This window comes from Pedobacter hartonius (assembly GCF_900107535.1).
Classification (GTDB): Bacteria; Bacteroidota; Bacteroidia; order Sphingobacteriales; family Sphingobacteriaceae; genus Pedobacter; species Pedobacter hartonius.
Genome location: NZ_FNRA01000007.1, coordinates 230,789 through 251,852, shown reverse-complemented (window position 1 = coordinate 251,852; position 21,064 = coordinate 230,789). Strand labels below are relative to the sequence as shown.

At 45.1% G+C, this 21,064-nt stretch carries 14 protein-coding genes; 4 read left to right on the top strand and 10 right to left on the bottom strand.

All coding sequences use genetic code 11. The annotated features are described in order from the left end of the window. Nucleotide 1 precedes the first annotated feature (1 nt). Both BLW16_RS14185 and BLW16_RS14180 read right to left on the bottom strand, forming a co-directional pair. Nucleotides 2-3,238, bottom strand: a complete 3,237-nt coding sequence (locus BLW16_RS14185; RefSeq protein WP_090557696.1) for a UvrD-helicase domain-containing protein — start codon at nucleotides 3,236-3,238, stop codon at nucleotides 2-4. 6 nt (nucleotides 3,239-3,244) lie between these two features. Then, entirely contained in the window at nucleotides 3,245-4,975 is a 1,731-nt protein-coding gene (locus BLW16_RS14180) for a glycoside hydrolase family 3 protein (RefSeq protein ID WP_090557694.1), read from the bottom strand. Nucleotides 4,976-5,282: 307 nt separating this feature from the next. Between BLW16_RS14180 and BLW16_RS14175 the strand changes: the two genes are divergently transcribed. Both BLW16_RS14175 and BLW16_RS23270 read left to right on the top strand, forming a co-directional pair. Then, nucleotides 5,283-5,894, top strand: a complete 612-nt coding sequence (locus tag BLW16_RS14175; RefSeq protein ID WP_090557692.1) for a porin family protein — start codon at nucleotides 5,283-5,285, stop codon at nucleotides 5,892-5,894. 102 nt (nucleotides 5,895-5,996) lie between these two features. Beyond that, the gene (locus BLW16_RS23270; protein WP_175470581.1) at nucleotides 5,997-6,167 is read left to right on the top strand and encodes a hypothetical protein; all 171 of its coding nucleotides are present in this window, start codon (nucleotides 5,997-5,999) and stop codon (nucleotides 6,165-6,167) included. Between the two features lie 90 nt (nucleotides 6,168-6,257). On the opposite strand, the gene BLW16_RS14170 is transcribed toward BLW16_RS23270, so the two are convergent. The 7 genes from BLW16_RS14170 to rhaT form a co-directional block, all read right to left on the bottom strand. After that, nucleotides 6,258-6,845, bottom strand: coding sequence for a LutC/YkgG family protein (locus tag BLW16_RS14170; protein WP_090557690.1), 588 nt, complete (start codon nucleotides 6,843-6,845; stop codon nucleotides 6,258-6,260). Continuing rightward, the gene (locus BLW16_RS14165) at nucleotides 6,842-8,221 is read right to left on the bottom strand and encodes a lactate utilization protein B (protein ID WP_090557733.1); all 1,380 of its coding nucleotides are present in this window, start codon (nucleotides 8,219-8,221) and stop codon (nucleotides 6,842-6,844) included. Before BLW16_RS14165 ends, BLW16_RS14170 begins: the two co-directional genes overlap by 4 nt. Nucleotides 8,222-8,225: 4 nt before the next feature. Continuing rightward, nucleotides 8,226-8,960 carry a (Fe-S)-binding protein gene (locus BLW16_RS14160; RefSeq protein WP_090557688.1) on the bottom strand — a complete coding sequence of 245 codons (735 nt, stop codon included), beginning with the start codon at nucleotides 8,958-8,960 and terminating at the stop codon, nucleotides 8,226-8,228. Then, entirely contained in the window at nucleotides 8,957-10,348 is a 1,392-nt protein-coding gene (locus BLW16_RS14155; RefSeq protein ID WP_090557686.1) for an FGGY-family carbohydrate kinase, read from the bottom strand. Before BLW16_RS14155 ends, BLW16_RS14160 begins: the two co-directional genes overlap by 4 nt. Next, nucleotides 10,348-11,622, bottom strand: coding sequence for a sugar isomerase (locus tag BLW16_RS14150; RefSeq protein WP_090557685.1), 1,275 nt, complete (start codon nucleotides 11,620-11,622; stop codon nucleotides 10,348-10,350). Before BLW16_RS14150 ends, BLW16_RS14155 begins: the two co-directional genes overlap by 1 nt. 90 nt (nucleotides 11,623-11,712) lie before the next feature. Beyond that, on the bottom strand, nucleotides 11,713-13,833 hold the full coding sequence (locus tag BLW16_RS14145) for a bifunctional aldolase/short-chain dehydrogenase (protein WP_090557683.1): 2,121 nt from the start codon (nucleotides 13,831-13,833) through the stop codon (nucleotides 11,713-11,715). Between the two features lie 23 nt (nucleotides 13,834-13,856). Continuing rightward, nucleotides 13,857-14,933: an L-rhamnose/proton symporter RhaT gene (gene rhaT / locus BLW16_RS14140; RefSeq protein ID WP_090557681.1), complete on the bottom strand. Its 1,077-nt coding sequence runs from the start codon at nucleotides 14,931-14,933 to the stop codon at nucleotides 13,857-13,859. A 383-nt stretch (nucleotides 14,934-15,316) separates the two neighbouring features. On the opposite strand from rhaT, the gene BLW16_RS14135 reads away from it, so the two are divergent. Next, on the top strand, nucleotides 15,317-16,213 hold the full coding sequence (locus BLW16_RS14135; RefSeq protein ID WP_090557679.1) for an AraC family transcriptional regulator: 897 nt from the start codon (nucleotides 15,317-15,319) through the stop codon (nucleotides 16,211-16,213). On the opposite strand, the gene BLW16_RS14130 is transcribed toward BLW16_RS14135, so the two are convergent. Next, the gene (locus tag BLW16_RS14130) at nucleotides 16,210-17,427 is read right to left on the bottom strand and encodes an ROK family protein (protein WP_090557677.1); all 1,218 of its coding nucleotides are present in this window, start codon (nucleotides 17,425-17,427) and stop codon (nucleotides 16,210-16,212) included. The two genes, BLW16_RS14135 and BLW16_RS14130, sit on opposite strands and share 4 nt — an antisense overlap. 443 nt (nucleotides 17,428-17,870) lie before the next feature. On the opposite strand from BLW16_RS14130, the gene BLW16_RS14125 reads away from it, so the two are divergent. Beyond that, the gene (locus BLW16_RS14125; protein ID WP_090557675.1) at nucleotides 17,871-21,047 is read left to right on the top strand and encodes a SusC/RagA family TonB-linked outer membrane protein; all 3,177 of its coding nucleotides are present in this window, start codon (nucleotides 17,871-17,873) and stop codon (nucleotides 21,045-21,047) included. Nucleotides 21,048-21,064 lie beyond the last annotated feature (17 nt).

The following is a 21,064-nucleotide window of genomic DNA, read 5'->3' as shown; positions in this document are numbered from 1 at the left end:
CTTAAACTAATTTCAGTTCGCCACTGTTGGCATAAAATAAATAAGTGCTTACTGCCGGATAACCCATTTCCTGAAGAAGAGCCCGGTAGCCATGTACCTGTTTAATGTGGGCAGGGCTTTCCTGCTGGGTAAACTTATAGTCGATCACAATCACGCCCTGCTCCGAAAACAATACTTTATCCGGGCGGTAACTTTTACCCGTACGGTCTATGATACTCTTTTCATTTACCGTTTGGGTGCTGCTGTTCAATAAATGCTGTAAATCTGCATGCTCCAGAACGGTTGTGGCCTGCAGCTTAAAGGAAGGCAGTTCTTCTTCCCTGAAAAAACCTTCGCTGAGCATCTCCGATAATACATGACCGATGTCTTCAATATCCGAGGCGCGTGCCAGTACTTCGTGTAAGATGCTTCCTTCCCTACCTGCGGTCTGCGTACCGAGCATATCTAGTTCCCTTCTTTTCAGGTCGCTGTTAAACACTGCCGTCAGCCGGTCTGAAACGGGGTATTCCTGCAGGCTGATCAGTTCAGGCTTCAGCTCCTGTTCCGTCTTCTCTGTTATTTTTTTGATTACTTCCTCATCTACCAGGAATCGGCCTTCTTCAGAAAGCTGGTCTTCAAAAACCCGGATCAGCAGGTCGCCAATGGTACTGGTACCCTCTGTTTTTTTCCCGAGCGTACTGATGTACAGGTATTCTTTGGTCCTTGTGGTTGCAACATATAACATGTTCAGCGCATCCATCTGGTTATAGAGCAATTCTTCAAAGTATGGAATTGCTACGGCCGACGCCGCCAGGCTGGAATTATATTTCAGGGGTATGCGCTTCAGCTGGTGGTATGGCGTATTCGCCGCAGGCACCCAAAATATCGTATTTGTTTTGCCGTTGATGTCCCAGTTGCAAAACGGGATCATCAGCACCTTAAAGGCAAGGCCTTTGGATTTATGGATTGTGATGACCTGTACTGCATCTGTACTGTCTGACGAAGGAAGGGTTTTTCTGCGGCCTTCCTCGTCCCAATATTTCAGGAACGACGTAATTCCTTTTTCGCCCTGACGGCCGATGTTCCCTGCAAGATCCCGCAGTGCAAACAGATACGGAAGGTGAATAGCGCTTTCCGTAGTATTTAGCCCATAGGCAGTCATCAGTTTTTCCAGCAGCTCAGGCAGCGGCTGCTGCATCCAGCTCCGCCATTGGTTACAGAGATCAGGCGGCAGTACCGCTGAAAGGTCTTCCAGGCTTTTGTTTTTCAGGTTGAACAGGTCGGCCGCATCCAGTGCCCTGTGCTGAAGCTGTGCATATAAACTGATACAATTTGCCTTATACAAAGCCGTGTTTTCAGTCAACCCGCCCATCACCTTCAGCGTATCAATCAATAAGGTTACTGCTCTATTGTTCTCAATCAATAAGGCTTCGCCGGAGATCACACTGATATTGTTTTCCATCAGGGCATCTACCACTGCTATCGCCTCCGCATTGGAGCGTACCAGCACACAGGCATCTCCCGCTTTGTAACGCTGTTCCACTATAAGGAGCCGCTGCAGGGTTTCCACCATTTTGCGCAGGGCTTCTGCTTTGAAACCCGTTGTTCTGAGTGCGGCGCCGTCAGCATCTGTTCTGAGCACATTGAAATCAATTGCCCCGCCATCGGCAGTACGGCTGTTGATCTTTTGTTCGGCTTCGCGGTATACATCTGTCATGATATGGCCAAAGCCTTTTTCGTCCCACCAGGAATGGAGTTCATCGTTAGACGACTGTCCTCCGATGATATCATTTATGTTTTGCTGCATCAGGATGGGCAGCGCTTTAAACAGAAGGTTATTAAAAGTGATAATGTTTTTTGTACTGCGGTAGTTCTCTTCCAGGTTGGCATCAGTTACATAAGTGCTTCCGATATCCATTTTGGCCTGCTGGTGGAGAATGTTCCAATCGCCATTGCGCCACCTGTAAATCGATTGCTTCACATCCCCTACGATCAGGTGATCGATCAGCTTTCCATTTGCCTCAGCCATTGCATTTTTCAGCAGGGGCTTGAAATTTCCCCATTGGTTGGCAGAAGTATCCTGAAATTCATCAAATAAAAAGTGGCGGTACCTGCTGCCGGTCTTTTCCCAGATAAAGGCCGGATTGTCATCATCATCACCGGTTATGCCCTTCAGCAGGTTCTGTGCATCGCTGATCAGCAGGTTGCCGCTTTCCTCACGGTAAGTTTTCAGCAGTACGGCCATTTCCTGCATCAGCCTGAGGTAATACAGGTTCTTATTGAAAGCCTGGGCCAGGATATACTCCGGCAGGCGCTCGATATAACCTGTATTCAGTTCCCGGATGATCGGGTTCAGGGAATGGTAAAGAGAAGTATCAGAACCCGGTTTAAACCATTCATCGGGTTCATCTATCAGTTTGGTAAGGCTGTCCATTTTATCCAGCTCACCTGCGGCAATTTTCTTCAGGTTGTTTAAGGGCGATCTGGATTTGCCTTTTAAGTGGTCAGGATTAATCCCTGAGGAGTCGAATAATTCAGAAGCCTTTGCAGAGAGCTGGCTCACCATCTCTTCAAAAGAACTGATATGTTTTTTGGTTTCCCTGCCGTAATTTTTAAATAATTCATTCAGGTCGGTATGCAGAACAAGGTCCTGTATCGCATTATCAAAAGGCTGGTACCGCTCCTTAAATATTTCCCCGGCAAGGTCTGTAAGTTCCGTTCTGTAGTTCCAGCTGATGTTGTTATTGATGCGGTCCAGCGCCAGGTCGATGATCCATTGCAGCAGGTTAGGGTTATGGTCCAGTTGCTGGTCCAGCTTATCGGCAAGGTCATTTTTCACCTTATCGAAATTCATTTCCAGTGCATAACCTGAATCCAGTCCCAGTTCAAAGGCAAATCCGCGGATCACTTTCTGGACGAAACCATCGATTGTACTTACCGAAAAACGGCTGTAATCATGCAAGATCCTTTTATAGATCCTTTCGGACTGCTGCTGTAAGCTCTGCGCATCCAGGTCAGGATGTGCCTTCAGTACCAGCTCCCTGTAATCCTTCACTCCTTCGTCCCCTGTGGCGAAACCCTTTAACACCTCCATGATACGGGATTTCATTTCTTCCGTAGCCTTGTTGGTAAATGTTACCGCCAGGATTTCCCTGTACTTGGTTTCTCCGGAGAGCAGCAAAGTTAAGTAATGGGCGGTAAGGCTGAATGTCTTACCCGATCCTGCGGAAGCCTGAAGTATTTTTAGGGGTTGAAGCATTTGATATTACAAGCTGTTAACCAATGTTAGATTGATACCGTCACCATATTTAAAAAAGGGATTTACCGTTACCGGCAGTTTCCCGCTGGGCACCAGTTGGTTCTTAATGACCGAGGCAGCGGCTTTCTGCATGAAATCTTCTTTTTGGTAAGCTATGATGAGGGATTTACTTTTTTCTATGCCCGGCAGACTGGCCAGGTTATAGGGATTGGCAAATAACGCAAATACTGCATTTTTATAAGCCATATTACTGATGAATGATTTGATGCCGTCACTTAGCGGCATTCCGTTTCCGGGACGTGCACGGCTGTCATGGATACCGATGATCACCTGGTCGGCCGGGTCAAAAGTGCCAAGCACCTTTGTTATGGCATCAGCACTGGCATTTTTATCCAGGTTAAACAACACTGAGTTTTTATAGAAACGGCCAAGTTCCTGCTGGAAAACGGTGACATCCGGCGTGCCGATGCTGATGATGACCGTCCGCAGTTCCGGTGATAAGGCTTTGATTGCTCCTGCGCCGTTCAATAGTGTCATAGAGGCATCGGCCAGCTGCTGCAGTAAAATCCTGCTTTCCGGTCTGTTCACTTCGGCCTGTACATTATGTTCGTCAACCGTATCCTTTTTGCTTAATCCTGCCCAGTATTTGGCGGTCAGGATCTTCTTTACACTTTCATCGATCCGTTCCATGCTGATCTTATCTTCTTTCACAGCCTTGCGCACCAGTTTTACTGCTCTCCGGCTATTTTCTGAAAGTTCTAAAATATCATTTCCGGCAATGACACCCATGACGTCGGCCTCGCCATCTTTAAAGTTTTTCACTACCCCTTTCATTTCCATGGCATCTGAAACGATCAGTCCGCGGAAACCCAGTTCATCTTTCAGTACCCCGGTAACGATAGGTTTGGATAAGGTAGAAGGAAGATTTGGTGTATTGTCCAGCGATGGGATGTTCATATGGGCCACCATTACTCCGGCAGTCCCCTCTCTGATCAGCTCCCTGAAAGGATAAATCTCGAGGCTATCCAGGCGGGCTTTGGTGAAATTCAACTGGGGCAGGTCAAAATGCGAATCTACATCAGTATCACCATGACCCGGAAAGTGTTTGATGCTGACCAGCAACCCTCCATCCTGCATACCCTTCATATAAGCCGAAGCTTTAGTGGCTACATTATATTTGTTCTCCCCGAAAGACCTATAATTGATAATGGGGTTTTTAGGGTTGTTGTTGATATCCACATCAGGACCCAGGTTCATCTGCATGCCTATTCTTTTATAATCTTTTGCTACCTGTAAGCCCATCTGGTAGATCAGGTCGGTGTTTTGGATGGCACCCAGTGCCATTTGGTAAGGATACGAGATGGTACTGTCAAGGCGCATGCCCAGCCCCCATTCTCCGTCTGAGGCGATCAGCAGCGGAGTCCGTGCCAGTGACTGGTACTTATTCGTCAGGATTGCCTGCCTGCCGGGGCCGCCCTGAAAAAAGACCAGTCCGCCAATCCGTTCTTTCCTGATCACCTTGCCTACAGAATCTTCATAGGCCTTGCCAAGGTTGGTATGCGCACGCACAAAGAACAGCTGGGCGATTTTCTGACGCCTTTTCATCTTGTGAAAAACAGAATCTACCCATTGATTGGGCTCATTGAGCATTTGAATATATGACTTTTGCTGCGCCTGAACAGAGAAAACAGTTGAGCACAGCAGGGTTGCAGTAATTAAGAATTGCCTTTGGATCATGAATAAGGGTGTATTTATACCAAAGTTAATCAAAATGACCATAGGTGTGTCAACTGACCCTTTAATTCAGCCCGATCCTGCATCAGAGTTCCCTGATTTGCATGTCCTTTAGTTATGTATCAAATTTGATACAAAAAGGAAGATTACTTCTGCAGCGGCACCTGAAGATTGACTTCTCACAAGAAACCCCGTAAACAACTGTATATCAGACGATAAAAAACAAGTCCCTTCAAAATAAAACAATCTACTGTTAAACTGGCACATTTCTTTCAATGCTCCTGCCAATTTAACCTTAAAAAATACTACTATGAAAAAGATCTTTATTTTGGCAATAGGCCTGTTTGTTGCCACAGCGGCAAACGCACAGGATAGAATTAAATTTGGAATAAAAGCGGGACTGAACTATTCAGACATTATCAAAGGTGACGGAAATAATAACTTTGATACGGAATCAAAACCGGGCTTCAACGCAGGGGTTACCGTAGAGATCCCACTGATCGCAGGATTACAGTTTACTCCGGAGGTATTATATGCGCAAAAAGGTTATAAAAACACCTATGCTGCCGGTACCTTCAAACAAACTACAAGTTTTATCGATGTGCCGATTCTGGCGAGTTTCAGGTTGGGAAGCAGCTTTAACATTGTTGCAGGTCCGCAGGTATCCTTCCTGCTGTCTACCAAAAACAAGTTTGAGAACAACTTTGGCGCCGTAGAGGAAACACGCGTGGAGGATGATTCAGACAGGTTCAAGAAAAGCCTTGTTGGTGGTGTGATCGGTTTCAGGTATGATGTGAATGATAAGTTTGATATCCATGCCCGTTATGCACTGGACTTCCAGAAGAACAATGAGAACGGTACACAGGACACTCCTGAATTCAGAAACCAGGTATATTCTGTTGGTGTAGGTATCAAATTCTAAAACTTTACCAGCCCTATAGAAAACAATTCCGGATGGAGAGCGTTTTATTAAGGTAAGACAGCATATACGGGTCTTATTATTTAACAACTAAATCATATTGTTATGAAAAATCAAGATTTAAAACAAGGTATGAAACAGCAGGGAAGCCCTACTTCAGACCGTTTACATCATGAAGTAAAAAACGATAAGAAACAAAATGGTATCACAAATGGCGGCGGGCAGCGGTCCGATCAGACGTCAAACAGGGACAATCAGCGTAAGCGCGGTGAATAACCCTGATTTTAAATAAGTAAAAAGCCGTTCAGCTATCTGGACGGCTTTTTTTATGTGTTTGACTTGCCTAAGGTTAAATGAAAATTCAGATCAGCTATACATAAATATAGTCATGCTTCTCGGCCCGTGTGCACCAAGCACCAGTGATTGTTCGATATCGGCTGTTTTTGACGGGCCGGCAATAAAAGTACTAAAGCCATAATCAGCAGATCCTATCTTTTCATAGGCCGCATGCATGTCGGGAACAAGCAAAGCAATATCTACCAGCATCACGATATGCTGTGTAATAAACGGCAGCGCCCTTACCCCCATACGGTCTTCTGTGATCCACAGCGCAGAATTCTCCGCAACAGCGATCCTGGGTTTGAAGATCGCAACATCTACATCCTCATAGGTATGCGGGTCTGCATCCAGCACAAAAGCAGGAATAGCTGCAGACACCAGTTCCGGAACAGTGCTTACGATACGCTTCTCCGAAGGGAAATCCATTCCTATTACCGGGCCGATCTCGCCAAAGCCGGCTACCATATATACTTTGCTGCCGATTCCTTCGGCCATGGCCTTAAACTTCTCCGCCAGGTTAAGATTTACATCCCGCTCAAAAGACAGCGTTGTTGGCAATGCAACCTTTTCCGGCTGGTTTTGCCGCAGGGCAGCTAATATTTTATCTCTGCTCATGACTTCTTCACATTCTTTTTATACCATTCCCCAAAGGACTCTGCCGGTGCCTCCGGCATATCGCGTTGTTTGTACCAGGGGTTGAACTTATTATTTACCGCAAAAGGCACGTGTTTCAAAAACCATCTTCCTGCTTTTCCGGCAGTACGGTATACCGCAGGTGATGAAAGTGTAAATGTCATCAATTGCATGCCTATTTTTTTGGTGCTGTCGGCATACCCTTCCTTCACAATTACCTGTCTCCATTTATAGAGCTGCTGATGGATATCGATTTTCACCGGGCATACGTTAGAGCAGGATCCACAAAGCGTAGAGGCAAAAGGCAGGTCAGCATACTTTTTCATGTCCAGATTTGGTGCAAGGATGGCACCAATAGGGCCTGAGATCGCATTATGATAGCTATGCCCTCCGCTTCTTCTGTATACAGGACAGGTATTCATACACGCCCCGCAGCGGATACATTTCAGGGAGTTCCTGAAATCTTCACGTCCCATCTGTATGGTACGGCCATTGTCTACAATGACAATATGCATCTGCTGACCCGGCCTTGGTTTCTTGAAATGACTGGAATAGGTAGTGATGGGCTGTCCTGTGGCACTTCTGGTTAACAAACGCAGAAATACACCAAGGTGCCTGCGTTCAGGAATAATCTTTTCGATGCCCATACTGGCAATGTGTACATCGGCCAGGTGCGCGCCCATATCGGCATTACCTTCATTGGTGCACACCACAAACTCACCTGTTTCTGCAATAGCAAAATTAACACCCGTCAGTGCTGCCCTTCTGGTCAGGAAGGTTTCGCGCAGGTGCTGCCTTGCTGTTTCGGTCAGGATCTGCGGATCTGAAGTTCCCGCGGGCACGCCAAGGTGGATATGGAAAAGATCTCCTATTTCTTCCTTTTTCTTATGGATACAGGGCAGTACGATATGACTTGGCGGTTCTTTGGCCAGCTGGACGATGCGTTCCCCAAGATCGGAGTCGATCACGTCCAGACCCTGCTGTTCCAGGTATTCGTTCAGGTGGCATTCTTCAGTCAGCATAGACTTGCTCTTTACCATCTGCTGGATGCCGTTTTCCTTTAGAATTCCATGTACGATGCGGTTATGTTCTGCAGCATCCGCAGCCCAGTGGACAATGATACCATTGGCCAGGGCTTTCTCTTCAAAGCTGACGAGGTAAGCGGACAAGTCTGACAGCACATTGTTTTTTATCTGTGAAGCCGTTTCCCGCAGCTGTTCCCATTCGGGAATACTGTGGGCCGACTTATCCCTCTTCTGCCTGATCCACCAAAGGGTTTCATCATGCCAGTCTACCCGCTCTTCATCTTTATTGAAGATCTCTGATAACTCAGGATGTGTTTGCGTTGCTCCGTCCATCTCCTTATTCTGCATTTAATATCTCTGCAATATGCAGCACCTTCACTCCACTATTTTCTCTTTTTAAGATTCCTTCCATGTGCATCAGGCAGGACATGTCTGCACCTGTAATGTATTCAGCCCCATGTGTCAGATGATCTTTTACGCGGTCTTTACCCATTTTTACCGATACTGCTTCCTCCACCACACAGAATGTACCGCCAAAACCGCAGCATTCATCTTCCCTGCTCAGGGCAATCAGCTCCAGTCCTTCCACCTGCGACAGCAATTGCTGGGGCTTGGAAAAATAAGGCGCAACAAGCTCTGTCATTTGAGTGAGGAAAAGCCCTCTCTGCCCATGGCAGCTCTGGTGCAGGCCCACTTTATGCGGAAACCTGGCATGCAGGTCCTTCACCTTCAGGATATCTACCAGGAATTCTACCAGTTCATATATTTTATGCCTGATGCCCGTAGCCTTCTCCTCGGCTTCTTCGGAATGTAAATGGTCTTTGATATGCAGCGTACAGCTTCCCGAAGGGGAAACGATATAATCGAATTCAGCGAAATTATCGATGAACAGGTTGTTACAATCTTTGGTCAGGTGTTCAAACCCGGAGTTGGCCATAGGCTGTCCGCAGCAGGTTTGCCCGGTGGGGTAGGTAACGTCCACTCCCAGTTTACGAAGTAACTGGTAAGTAGCGATACCCGCATTGGGATAAAACTGGTCTACATAACAGGGTATAAATAATCCTACTCTCATATAGCTAGATCGTTGTTGGAAGCATAATACTTCAATTCAATAATATCATTGGGCATCGGTTTGGTATTCCAGCATTTATGGATGGCCAGGGCCGTTCCAATTGCTGTTGCCTGTGCCATAGAGGCAGCAAAAACTTCCATCTCCGGGAACATCATGGCCAGGAGGTTCATATAAATAGCATTTTTACTAAACCCGCCGTCCACAAAAATACGTTTAACCTTGCTATCTCCTATCACTAATTTTGTAGAGGCCAGCTGCTGCCTTGCAATATCCAGAATAAACTGGTGGTAAGCAATTTTATCAGATGAAAAAGAGGCCAGGTCACGCGCTGCAAAAGCAGAATCCTTGCTCCATACAGGAACAGCAGGTTCATTGCGGCCTTCCATCTCGCGCAGCAGGTTATAGATGATCCCTGCATCATATTTCATTGACCGGTAGCGTCCCGGGCTTTGGTTAAAATGCGAGGAGATCCGCTTCAGCTGCTGCTCGTGTTCATATCCTGCAAATATCCGTGAAGCCTTTACGGGCTTGCCCTTATACTGCATAAAAGAAAGACAGTCTTGTTCCAGCTCTTTGGGCGTCAGTGGCGAATCATTAAAAGGATTCAGCGTGATGCACCAGGTACCGGTGGAGATCAGCGCAAAGGGTTCGTGGAAATTGATCAGGTAGGGGATCAGCGCTGCTGAACTATCATGCAGGCCTACGCCAACCTTATACTGGTTCCCGGGAAATTCCGACGGGAAAACTTCATCTCCATCTACAATAGGGGCCAGCTTTTTGTCCAGCCCCTCTTTTTTCACCCAATCGTGGTAATCATTTTTTGTAAAGTCCCATAACTGCGTGTGGCAGCCAATGCTGGTGAGGTCAGAATATTCTGCCCCCGAAACCAGGTAACTCAGGTACTGCGGCAGGTGCAGCGCATATTTCAGCTTTTTATACTGGGCGGGCTGTTCCTTTTTAAAACGGTACAACTGCATTCCTGAATTCAGGCTGTCCAGCACCGGTGATGCCGTAGCTGCCGAAATGGCACTTTCACCTCCGTATTTTTTATAAAAATCAGCTTTAATAGCTTCAGGATAGGCCTTCAGGTAATTGTACAGTGGTGCCAGTGGTTTTCCATATTCATCGATATAAACGAAACTGGCACCATACGTAGAGAAGTTGATCGCCTTGATCTCGAATTCCTTGCGTTTGAGCACTTCACGCAGGGAATCATAAACCGACAGCCTTAAGCTTTCCAGGTTTTCACAAGGGTCCCCATCCTCATCATAGGTCTCCATGAAGCGGGCCGACCGTTCGAAAACGATCTTATAATTTTCATCGAACAGGAAGATCTTTTTATTGGTCTTCCCCACGTCGAAAATTACAATAACTGGCAGCGCACTCATTACAATCCTGTGGCTACAGTTTTCAAACCTCTGTTACTGATCAGGTTTTCCCTGACTTTCAGCCCGCGGTACAATTGTACTGGTTGTGCTGCCCCGCCCGTCCTCAGTCTTGCTTCCTGAACAATAGCTCTTACATCCGTACGGAATGCGTCCTGCAGGATCTCCTGGCAGCGTACTACGTCATTTTCCTGCTGTGCGATGTTCAGCGCCTCCCTGTCTACCAGCAAAGCCTGTGTGTAGGAGATCATGATGGCTTCTACAGATTGCAGCAGATCTTCAAGAGGATCTTTAACGTTGTGAGAGGCATCGATCATCCAGCCCAAGCCTGTGGCATGGTCTATCCCCTTGGCGTCCATTCCTTCAACCAGTTCATTGAAGATCAGGAACAGCTGGTAGGGTTTCATACTTCCTGCGGTAAGGTCGTCATCACCATATTTAGAGTCGTTGAAGTGGAAACCTCCAAGTTTGCCTTCCATTAACAGGAGGGATACAATCTGTTCAATGTTTGCATTTGGCAAATGGTGCCCCAGATCTACCAGTGTATAGGCTTTTGGCCCCAGTTTACTTGCATATAATAAGGATTGCCCCCAGTCTCCTACCGTAGTAGAATAGAAGTTTGGTTCAAAGGCTTTATATTCTACAAAAACTTTCCATGCATCCGGTAATGCAGCATAGATTTCCTCTAAGCTTTCCAGTGTATTTTGGAATGCTTTTCTGAAGTTCAGCTGGCCGGGGAAACATGATCCGTCGGCAAGCCATACGGTCAGTGCATCAGAGCCCAGGGCTACACCCTGACGGATCACTTCGATATTGTGGTCAATTGCCTGCTGGCGTACGCCTTTATCTACGTGTTGCAGTGAACCGAACTTATAGCTCAGTTTCTGATCTGCCTGATCCTGGAAAGTATTGGAGTTCATGGCATCGAAACGCAGTCCGTGATGTGTGGCGAGCGACTTGATGGCGTCATAATCAGTTGGGATATCCCATGGAATGTGCAGGGAAATGGCGCCGCTGGACTGGTTTAGTTTGTGCAGCAGGCCTACATCTTCAATTTTTTCTTCCAGGCTGCGTGGTTCGCCACCACCTGAAAATCTTCCGAAACGTGTACCTCCCGTACCCAAAGCCCAGCTTGGAATAGCGATCTGAAATTTGATCAGTTTAGTGATCACCTCTTCTACCTTTGCATTTTCTGATGCTGCGAAACTAAATCTTTGCTGATGAGCAGCTGTTAGCTTTTCATTGTGTGCATCAATCTGATATTTCTCTATTTCCATTGTCTTTATTTTTTGTAACCGTCACGAGCTGTCAATTCAAATGGTAACGGAACAGCTCATGATCGCTCCCATTACCATTAAAACAATTATTTACCTCACGAATGCCATGGCTACTCCACCATCCACATTCAGCACATTACCTGTAGATTTACTTAAGAGACCACCTACGAAAACCAGACAGGCATTGGCGATATCTTCAGGCAGGATAATTTTATCCAGCAGGGTACGCTTTGCATAAAATGCAGGCAGCTCCTCAACTTTTACGCCATAAGCTTTGGCGCGTCCTGCAGCCCAGTCGCCCTCCCAGATCTTACTGTCTGAGATCACGGCATCAGGGTTTACCACGTTGACGCGGATTTTATCTGCACCGAGTTCAGCAGCATTTAACCTGCTCAGGTGTAATTGTGCTGCTTTGGCTGATCCGTAACCTGCATTGTTTGGTCCGGAAACCAGGGCATTCTTACTTACAATATTCAGGATATCTCCACCGATCGCCTGTTTGCGCATCACACCCACAGAGGCCTGGGTAACTTTGAACTGGCCTTTTACCAGTACATCGTACAATAGGTCCCAGTCTTTATCGGTATGTTCTTCAATTGGTTTGGAGATCGATAATCCGGCGCAGTTCACTACGATATCCACTCCGCCAAAAGCAAGGGCCGCAATATGGAACGCATTGGTGATATCGTCACCACTGGTTACATCCAGCAGGGCTGTTGTATAAGCATCCTTACCGTACTGTGATTTGAACTCTGCATCAGCTTTTTCAAGCCTGCCAGCGTCATTGTCATTGATCACCACTACTGCTCCTTCATCTACGAATTTCTTGGCAATAGCCTTACCTATGCCTCCTGCGCTACCGGTAACGAGTGCGATTTTACCGGAGAGTGCTTTTGGTTTTGGCATCCTTTGCAGTTTTGCTTCTTCCAGTAACCAGTACTCAATATTAAAGGCTTCCTGGCGCGGCAGTGAAGTATATTCAGAGATCGCTTCAGCGCCTTTCATTACGTTGATGGCATTGGTATAGAATTCAGCTGCTACGCGGGTAGTTTGTTTGTCTTTAGAAAAAGAGAACATTCCGATTCCGGGATACAGGATGATCACGGGATTGGCGTCGCGCATGGCAGGGCTGTTCGGGTGTTTACAGGTCTCATAATAATCTGCATACATCTGACGGTAGGCCACAAATTCAGGAGCCAGCCTTTCTTTGATCTTTGCCGGGTCTGACAGATCTTCATCAGGGCTTAAATCAAGTACGAGTGGACTGATTTTAGTCCGCAGGAAGTGATCAGGGCAGCTTGTTCCCAATGGGGCCAGCCTGTCCAGGTCGTTAGAGTTGATAAACTCCAGTACGCGGGAGTCATCTGTAAAGTGGCCCACCATATGTTTCTCACTTGAACAGAAGCCACGCAGGATAGGTGCCAGTAAGGCTGCCTGAGCTTCGCGCTGTGATTTTTCAGGACTGCTGATTTTCTGTCCACCGAATACGGGGCCTTTTTTACCATAGTTCTCTTCGAGGTAAATGGCACATTTCTCAATCACCTCTAAAGTGTTGATATAACTTTCATAAGCAGTATCACCCCAGGTAAACAAACCATGTGAACCCAGCATAATACCGATGATACCAGGGTTTTCATCCAGGCAGGCTTTGAGTTGCAGGCCAAGGTCGAAACCAGGTTTTTGCCATTCCACCCAGCCTATTTTACCATCAAACAGGTCCTGCGTGATCTGTTTTCCGTCCTTTGCCGCAGCAATTGCGATTGCTGCATCAGGATGTAAATGGTCAATATGTTTGAACGGCAGGAAGCCGTGCAAAGGTGTATCAATAGAGGGCGCTTTAGAATTCAGGTCGTATATGCAATGGTTGAAAAGTTCTACCATTTCATCTTCCATTTCGATCCCTTTATAAATGTTTTTCAGGCTTCTGAGGCGTTCTACATATAAGGCTGCCAGGCCACTGCGTTTCAGGGTTCCGATATCACCACCGGAGCCTTTGATCCACATCACCTCTGCGGTGCCGCCGGTCAGCGGGTCAATAGCATCAGCCTTGCAGGAAGTATTTCCGCCGCCATAGTTGGTCAGGCGCAGATCTGCCCCCAGCAGGTTGGAGCGGTAAAGTAACAGGGCAACCTCATCTCCTGCGAGCTTAGCTGCGTCAGTTTCGTCCCATAAATAACTTACGTGCTTAAAACGGTCTTTTTCGTCAGACATATCATTAATGTTTATAAATGTTACTATTTAATTGAGTTTCCGTATCCTACGATCATGATCGATATGATAATAAATAAAATACCTGTAAGGATGGTGTATAAGGTCTTTTTGCTGACGGCCGACCATTCTTTTAACACCAGTCCCCATACGTTGGCTACCAGGATAATGAAGGCCATATGCAGGATCCATGAGCTGGCGCCATTTCCCAGCTTGCTTTCTCCCATACCATAAAAGAAGAATTGCAGGAACCAGGTGGTACCTGCCAGTGCAGAGAAAATATAATTGGACAGCAGCGGCGTCTGCTTATTTGTATAATCGCCAAAGGTCTTGTTGCGTATATTCAGTACCATACACCAGAAAAGGTTGGTGGTTAGCCCGCCCCAGAGGATGATTACATAGGTTACGTTGTTCTGGTAAAGGAATTCGCCCTGTCCGGGGTGGAGGGATTTCCAGATGGTATTGGCTTCATTGGCCATATCTTTTCCGGCATCAATACCGAAGGCGAAACAGGCACTTAAGATCCCTGAAACGATGGCAACAGCAAGTCCGAGTCCTATTTTGAACTCAGCGCTTTCTTTGGTCTGCTGCTGTTTGGCAAGGTCTTTTTCCTTCATCATTCCTGCCCTGCCGCAGAAAATAATACCCAGCACACAAACCAGCAATCCGGCAACCACCCATTGCCCCCAGGGGCTGCTGATGATATGCGTAAAACTATCTTTACCTTCTTTAGGATTTAAATCATAATAGATAGAGGGGAGCAGGGCGCCAAAAACAGAGCTCAGCCCCAGAATGATGGAGCTGCCGAGGGACACGCCTAAATATCTTACGCCCAAACCGTAGGTGAGCCCTCCTATTCCCCAGAGCAGTCCAAAGAAATAGGTAAGTCCCAGAATAGAGCCACTTGTATGTTTAATGATTTCGCCGAAAGCCGGAATAGTTAAGTAAGCCGCCAGAGGCGGAACGATCAGCCAGGAAAAGATCCCCCCAACGATCCAGTAGCTTTCCCAGGCCCAGCCTTTGACCTTCTTATAAGGGATGTAAAAACTTCCGGAGGCGAACCCTCCGATGAAATGGAATATAACTCCAAAAATAATCTGCATAATTTCTTTAATAATATCTGGTTAGAAAATAAAACAAGTATAAAGCATGCAATTGGCTTAACTGTTCTTAACTGTCCTGCTCCGCAGGCCAGCGGTTCTCTCTTTTAATGGTATTGCGACAGAAACAGGGTTTTCAGTTCACCTGCTATTATATATTTAACGTTGTTTTAACATTCTTATTGAAACAGTATCTGCCATTTTTCGGAAAGCCCGTTCCATGGGGAACGATACGGTTCACATTTGGTGTAGCTAATTTATCACTAATGCCTACCGCTTCCCTGTATGATTTGATATTTTAACTGTATATTTTGACAATAAGCCCGGATTCATAAATTCTTAGTAATTTTATTTCAAATTTCTGCACGCAAACCAAATTAAAACTGATGACCAACTATTACAAGTATCTGCCCCTGAGTAACGAAGATAAAAAATGGGGATTATACATTTTGAATGCCGGCTGCATCAGAACAGAGCCATCAGAAAATTACCCCATCATTTCCCATCCTTCGGATTATTATTTCAACTGGAATAACGGCAGGGTACTGGATGAATATCAGGTCCTGTATATTACTAAGGGAACGGGCATCTTCGAATCTGACAGCAGCAAATACCAGTCTGTACAGGCGGGCACTGTGATCCTGCTTTTTCCCGGTGAACGGCACCGCTATAAACCCAACCAGGAAACCGGATGGGATGAATACTGGATAGGCCTTAAGGGGGAGATCATGGATAATCTTGTGGAGAACGGGTTTTTCAAACCTGAAAATCCATGTTTATATATCGGTTTTAACGAACAGATATTTAATCTTTTCGATACGATCATCGAAAAGACAAAAACAGAGGCCTCAGGCTACCAGCCTTTAGTTTCCGGCGCAGCGCTGCACCTGCTGGGTAGCTTACATGCCGCGTTGAAACAAAACTCTGTGGAGCATGAAGACAGGGAGATCCTGGTAAACAAGGCCCGGCTCCTTTTCCGTTCCAATATTGATAAGGCATTTTCTCCTGAGCAGGCCGCTGAAGAGCTGCAGGTAGGTTATTCCTGGTTCAGAAAAATATTTAAAAGTTACACAGGCCTATCTCCCGGACAATACTGTATCCAGCTTAAAATAGAAAAGGCCAGAACAATGCTGTCAGACCCCAACCTTTCGGTCAAGGAGATCGCCTATACCCTGAAGTTTGAATCCAGCTTTTACTTTTCCAAATTATTTAAGGAGAAAACCGGAATTACGCCAACGGCTTACCGCCAGCGGGCAATGGGGATGCAGCCGTCACCCGGTTAACCGGCTTTCTCCAGCGAGCCCATTTCTATCGCATTTAATTTATCGCCCAGCGCCTTTCCAAAGTTTTCCACGATCAGGGCGGCACCTCCGATCAGCTGGGCTTTGGTATTCAGATTGGAGACCTTAATCTCGGTGAAATTGATCAGTAAAGGGATACAGTGTTCATTGATGGCCTGCTGGATTGGGGAGAGCCATAACTTACCTACAACACTTCCTTTCCCGCTCAGAACTATAGCCCCTGGGTTCATCAGGTGAATGAGTATGGCTAATCCTTCCCCGACATGGTAGGCGGCCTCGGAGATCAGTTTAACAGAGAATACATCTCCTTTTATTGCTTCATTGATAATTGCATCGGCATCAACGTCGGCATAACCGGATAGACTGGTTGTTTGCCCGTTACTGATCCCTTCCTTGGCAATGGCAGTAACGGCAATTAATGAAGCTTCTGTTTCCAGGCAGCCACGTTTTCCGCAATTGCAAAGCTTGCCATTTTTGAACAGCGGGATATGACTGAATTCTCCTGCCAGGCCGTTGTTGCCCCTAAAGATCTTGTTGTTGAGGATCATGCCCAATCCTATCCCCCAGCCTAAATTAAGTACCATCACATTTTTCATAGGTGCAGCTACCCCGAATTTCTGTTCTGCGAGTGCAATTGCAGTGGAATCATTATCAAGAAATACAGGTATAGAAATCTGCTGCTGCAGATAAGCAGCCAGGGGCTGGCCGGCTGTATTCATATAGGTATAGTTAATACCCATTTCCGTATCGATGAAACCAGGCATAGTCAGGCCTATCCCTAAGATCGCCGATTTTGATATTTTGCTGCCTTCGATGAACTGATTGATGTAGCCAACCAGCTGATCCGGCTTCAGGTTAAAAATATCAAATTCATACCTTATTATATCTGTTACAAAATTATTATTCATATCTACTACCACCATCCGCGCAGAAAATTGGTCCATGGCAACAGATACCAAATAAAATGAATCAGAAATCAGCGAATAATTCAATGGTTTCCGGCCTCCGCTTGAGCTGGCGAGTCCCATTTCTTCAACATATCCGTTCTTTTTAAGGTCGTTTAAGACTTTAATTGCATACGGAATACTCTTCACGATCTGATTACTCACGTCGGCACTGGTTAACAGCTTGTTATAATATAAACATTTGATCGTTTCGCTATTAGCAATTAAGACTTTTATTTTATTGAGAGACATAATGAGTATAATTTATTTCTTGGTTAGAATATTTAGAGAAAAATAACTAATCTTTCTAATTTTCTTAAAAAGATTACACAATTTACTAAAAAAAAGTTATTTTAGATTATTGTTTTAGATATAAAACGATTTACTAACAAACTAAACTAAACGCTCTTCTCCCAATTTATGGTTTTATTGAAAATCATGAATAAATAATGTTCAGTAAGACATTATTCCAGGTCATATCTTTTTTTATTAAAATATTTTAAACCAAATACTGGTTTAAACCGCATGAAACATCCCTAATTGTCAAATTTGTAACTTAAAATCCCTAAAAAAATGAAATAACACTACTTTCCTATCGAGATATTTATAGAAGATATCTAAACTAAGATCTAGTCTTAGCAACCTAATCTGCAAATCAGCAGAGCACATTCATCAAACTAAACCATGTAAAAAGTATGAAAACTAATAATAACCCGCAGGGTGCATTGGTTAAAAAGGGCTTGCCAAAGCTCTCTTTAGCAGCCAATTTAGCATTCGCCTCCTTATTATTTCTTAATCTGGATGCTTCCGCTACAGTAAATCCGCATAGAATACCCTTAAAATCAATTGCTTATAAAACAACCACTACTTTTTTAAACGATAACAAATTAGCCGATATCATTACAGGTACTGTAAAAGAAAGCACCGGAGAACCACTAGCCGGCGTAACTGTATATATTAAAGGTACCAAAACTGCTACCCAGACAAGTGCAGACGGAAAATTCACTATCTCGGCAAAGCCGGGGGATATTCTGGTGTTCTCCTATATCAGTTTTGACAATAAAGAAGTTACTGTAGGTACAGAACGCACTATCACTGTAGAGATGACATCTTCTTCCAAAGGACTAAACGAGGTTGTTGTAACGGCGCTCGGTGTAAAAAGATCAGAAAAATCACTGACCTACTCTACGCAGTCAGTTTCAGGAAGCTCACTGACCGATGTAAAAAGTGACAACTTAATGAATTCCGTTAACGGTAAAGTAGCTGGTGTAACGATCTCACCAAGTGCTTCAGGCGTAGGCGGCTCAGCAAAAGTGCTGTTACGTGGTAATAGATCTGCTGCCGGAAATAACCAGCCTCTTTATGTAATTGACGGTGTACCGATCAGTAATAGCTCCAATGCCAACGGACAGCCTAATTCAACATATGGCGGAACTCCTGACGGCGGTGACGGTATTTCAAACATGAACCCTGAAGACATTGAAAGTCTTACTGTCCTGAAAGGCGCTTCGGCTGCTGCATTATATGGTAGCCAGGCGGCAAACGGTGTAATTGTAATTACCACCAAAAAAGGGAAAGCAGGAAAAACTATAATCAATTATTCAGGCGGTTACAGCATCAATAAAAATGCATACGAGCCTGAATTTCAGAATAATTATGGCGCTACAGAAGCAGGATCAACTACAAGCTGGGGTCCTAAAATTAGCGGTGCCGACGATAATCTGTCTAAATTTTATCAGACCGGTAATAATCTGACTAACGCAATCAGCCTGACAGGTGGTAATGAAATTGCCCAAAGCTACTTCTCTTATTCTAATACCAATGCCAGAGGTGTTGAGCCAGGCAATAAACTGAACAGGGATAACATCAATTTCCACGAAACAGCTAAGTTCCTGAACAACAAACTGAGTGTGGACGGAAATATGAACTATATTACCCAAAAGATCAATAACAGCCCAACGATAGGTTTCTACACCAATCCACTAACGGGACTATATCTTTTCCCAAGGGGTCAAAGTATTGACCAGTATAAAACAAACTATGAAGGTGTTATAGGAACAAACGGCGTCCCAACGCAAAGCTGGCCTTTCCAGGAAGATTTGCAGCAAAATCCATGGTGGATCGTCAACAGAAACATCAATTCCTCAAAACGTAACCGCATATTGTTAAATGCAAGCGCTAAATATGAATTCACCAACTGGTTAAATATTCAGGCACGCGGAAGCATCGACCGTACTTCAGATGTATACGATCAGCGTTATTATGCCGGTACCCTTGCACCTTTGGCAGCGGGAAATAACAACGGAAGTTATAGCGGATCAGATCAGGTACTGAACCAAAAATATGGAGATGTTATCGTGAATCTTAACCTTCCCGGCACTACAGATTTCAAACTTGACGGTTTGATCGGCACAAGTATCAATGATCAGTTTACTTCTGGTATCAACTGGGGCAACGGATTAGGTGGCTATGGTCTTTCAATTCCTAATTTGTTCACTATTCAGAATATCCAGGTATCCGGACCAGCACAAGGCACAAACACAGGAAGCAATGTAAATACACTGGCTAATTTTCACAATCAGATCCAGGCAGTATTTGCCAATGCCAACCTTTCCTATAAAGACTGGGCATATTTAACGGTAACAGCAAGGAATGACTGGTCTTCTAATCTTGCCTTTACTGAAACCAACCATTATTTCTACCCGTCTGCAGGTTTGTCTTTTATCGTAAGTCAAATGACTAAACTTCCGGAAGTGATCAGTTATGCAAAAGTTCGCGGATCTTATGCAGAAGTAGGTAATACAGTAATTCAATATTCTCCGCTTCCAACTAATACAGGAACGGCGAGCGGAGTAACACTGAGCAGTGTTGCACCTTACCCGGGACTGAAACCTGAAAAAACCAAATCAGTGGAGTTAGGAACCGATCTGAGATTTTTAAAGGATAAATTGAACTTCAGTTTCACGTATTACAGAACAAATACAGAAAATCAAAGCATTAAGGTTACTCCCGGACCGGCTACAGGATACAGCGAGGGTTACTTAAATGCCGGTAAAATCAGAAATACAGGTTTCGAGTTCACTTTAGGTTACACTCCGATTGAAACCTCCAGTTTCAGCTGGAATACTTCCATCAATGGTGCTAAAAACACAAACACAATCATCGATGTGGCATCTGGCCAGGGAATTAACAAAGTGGAACTCTCTAACACAAACAGTTACCGTTCTTATGTAGCTACAGGTGGTTCATTTGGTGATATCTATGGACAAACTTTACAAAAAGACGCACAGGGAAGAGTATTAATTACTGATCAGGGATTGCCATTACTGAGTTCTGACTTTGTGAAAATAGCAAACCCGGCACCAAAATTCCAGTTGGGATGGAGCAACAGTTTTACCTATAAGAAGCTATCGTTAAATGTGCTGGTTGACGGTAAGTTCGGAGGACAGGTAGTATCAGTACTGCAGTCTATCCTTGACTCGTATGGAGTTTCAGACGTTACCGGAGCTGCACGTGATGCAGGTGGGGTACAAATAAATGGCGTTAGTCCTAATGGCACAGCCGTTAACACTATTGACGCACAAAAATGGTATACTTCAATTGGAGGACGTAACGCAGCATTGGGACAATACGTTTACAGCGCTACAGTTGTAAGGTTAAGAGAAGCCTCTTTGGGATATACAATAACTACCAAAGGCCCGCTCAAAGCAATCAGACTTTCAATAACCGGAAGGAACCTTATTTATTTCTACAAGAAAGCCCCTTACGATCCGGAAGTTACCTCATCAACATCTAACGGACTTGGTGGTGTGGATGTATTTAATCAGCCTGCAACCCGCATGTACGGCGCTAACTTAAATGTTACTTTTTAATTGTATCACATTAATTA

Bases quoted from the DNA above. Each gene is read 5' to 3' on its own strand.
- BLW16_RS14185 (WP_090557696.1), bottom strand. From the start codon at position 3,238: ATGCTTCAACCCCTAAAAATACTTCAGGCTTCCGCAGGATCGGGTAAG.
- BLW16_RS14180 (WP_090557694.1), bottom strand. From the start codon at position 4,975: ATGATCCAAAGGCAATTCTTAATTACTGCAACCCTGCTGTGCTCAACT.
- BLW16_RS14175 (WP_090557692.1), top strand. From the start codon at position 5,283: ATGAAAAAGATCTTTATTTTGGCAATAGGCCTGTTTGTTGCCACAGCG.
- BLW16_RS23270 (WP_175470581.1), top strand. From the start codon at position 5,997: ATGAAAAATCAAGATTTAAAACAAGGTATGAAACAGCAGGGAAGCCCT.
- BLW16_RS14170 (WP_090557690.1), bottom strand. From the start codon at position 6,845: ATGAGCAGAGATAAAATATTAGCTGCCCTGCGGCAAAACCAGCCGGAA.
- BLW16_RS14165 (WP_090557733.1), bottom strand. From the start codon at position 8,221: ATGGACGGAGCAACGCAAACACATCCTGAGTTATCAGAGATCTTCAAT.
- BLW16_RS14160 (WP_090557688.1), bottom strand. From the start codon at position 8,960: ATGAGAGTAGGATTATTTATACCCTGTTATGTAGACCAGTTTTATCCC.
- BLW16_RS14155 (WP_090557686.1), bottom strand. From the start codon at position 10,348: ATGAGTGCGCTGCCAGTTATTGTAATTTTCGACGTGGGGAAGACCAAT.
- BLW16_RS14150 (WP_090557685.1), bottom strand. From the start codon at position 11,622: ATGGAAATAGAGAAATATCAGATTGATGCACACAATGAAAAGCTAACA.
- BLW16_RS14145 (WP_090557683.1), bottom strand. From the start codon at position 13,833: ATGTCTGACGAAAAAGACCGTTTTAAGCACGTAAGTTATTTATGGGAC.
- rhaT (WP_090557681.1), bottom strand. From the start codon at position 14,933: ATGCAGATTATTTTTGGAGTTATATTCCATTTCATCGGAGGGTTCGCC.
- BLW16_RS14135 (WP_090557679.1), top strand. From the start codon at position 15,317: ATGACCAACTATTACAAGTATCTGCCCCTGAGTAACGAAGATAAAAAA.
- BLW16_RS14130 (WP_090557677.1), bottom strand. From the start codon at position 17,427: ATGTCTCTCAATAAAATAAAAGTCTTAATTGCTAATAGCGAAACGATC.
- BLW16_RS14125 (WP_090557675.1), top strand. From the start codon at position 17,871: ATGAAAACTAATAATAACCCGCAGGGTGCATTGGTTAAAAAGGGCTTG.